The 1,324-nt window shown below is 39.3% G+C and carries 2 protein-coding genes; both read right to left on the reverse strand.

Annotation, left to right across the window (positions count from 1 at the left end; all coding sequences use genetic code 11):
- Positions 1-72 precede the first annotated feature (72 nt).
- On the reverse strand, positions 73-693 hold the full coding sequence (locus tag AB0G52_RS41155) for a stage V sporulation protein AA (protein ID WP_127737565.1): 621 nt from the start codon (positions 691-693) through the stop codon (positions 73-75).
- Positions 694-811: 118 nt separating this feature from the next.
- Positions 812-1,324, reverse strand: a 513-nt coding sequence (locus AB0G52_RS41160) for a sigma-70 family RNA polymerase sigma factor (RefSeq protein ID WP_361344424.1), incomplete at its 5' end; no start/stop codon positions are given.

The following is a 1,324-nucleotide window of genomic DNA, read 5'->3' on the forward strand; positions in this document are numbered from 1 at the left end:
GTCAAAAAGGCAACATAACCAGCTCCGACTGTAATACCCCAAGCCGCCCCGATAAAAAGCACAACAAGTATCTTAATGATCATCTAGTTTTTTCATGCTTTCTTTATTCTCATGCATGATTACATATTGATCCAAAGCTTGCTGATAGGAGAAAACCTCTACTTCCAGGGGGCTTGGCTCTTCGTTAAAACGCTTTTTAAATACATGATTAAAGAAGATAATCATCCCCAGGCCTAAACCTAAGCTATAGGGAATTTGAAATATAAGAGGCTTTTCCACCTCTTTTCCTGTAATGATTTTATACAGCTTTTGATGAACTGCTTGCATACTAACATCTTCATGAAAGTTCATAATAGTCAGAGCAGATCCAATAAAAAGAAGCAGCCAAACTAGCAAAAAAAGCGGTATTGATGCTTCCTTTTTTTTGAGGATGACTTCAATGATGGTTTGTGCAGGGCCGATAATCTGTATCTCCAAGTCTTGGTTGATGCTGCGGATTGCTTTTATAATTCTTGTACTGTCAATGACAATGATATTTCGATCACCCTCTGAAATACGGTAAATGACCATTGCTTCCAATTGTTCCATTAGAGCATCAGCAGCAATCACTTGTGCTAAATCTCGCAGCAGCACATCCTCATTCAATCTTTTTTCGATACGATTTCTCATCCGAATATAAACCGTCTCAGCCATTCATGTTCACATCCTAACATCTAATGTTTTTGTGATGATGGTAGTATTTGCATGAAAGTGGTAATTTATTAGCGGGAAGATAATTGGTAATATTTCCATAAAAAAAAGCAGATGGATATTAAATATCCATCTGCTCTTTCATTTGTAATAATATCTTTTTCTCAAGCCGCGATACTTGTACTTGTGAAATTCCCAGCCTTGTCGCAACCTCTGATTGTGTCTGGTCTTTATAATATCGGAGGTACACAATTAGCCTTTCTCGTTCATCAAGCTCCCTAATCGCTTCTTGCAAGGCGATTTTATCAAACCATTTCCCCTCATTGCCATCATCAATCTGGTCAAGAAGGGTTATAGGATCGCCATCGTTTTCATATACTGTTTCATGAATAGAGGAAGGTGTTCTTGCAGCCTCTTGTGCTAACACTATATCCTCTGGCGGAATATCAAGATGCTCTGAGATCTCTCCGACAGTCGGTGTCCGTCCATACTGTTTGGAGAGCTCATCTTTTGCTTTCCTGATTTTATTGCTCAATTCCTTTAAGGAGCGGCTCACCTTGACTGTGCCGTCATCACGAATAAAGCGTTGAATTTCGCCGATAATCATCGGTACTGCATACGTCGAGAATTTCAC

The organism is Streptomyces sp. NPDC021562 (genome assembly GCF_040640875.1).
Classification (GTDB): domain Bacteria; phylum Actinomycetota; class Actinomycetes; order Streptomycetales; family Streptomycetaceae; genus Streptomyces.

What these genes read in the sequence shown, in the direction of transcription:
- AB0G52_RS41155 (WP_127737565.1), bottom strand. Translation starts at nt 693, where the DNA reads ATGGCTGAGACGGTTTATATTCGGATGAGAAATCGTATCGAAAAAAGA.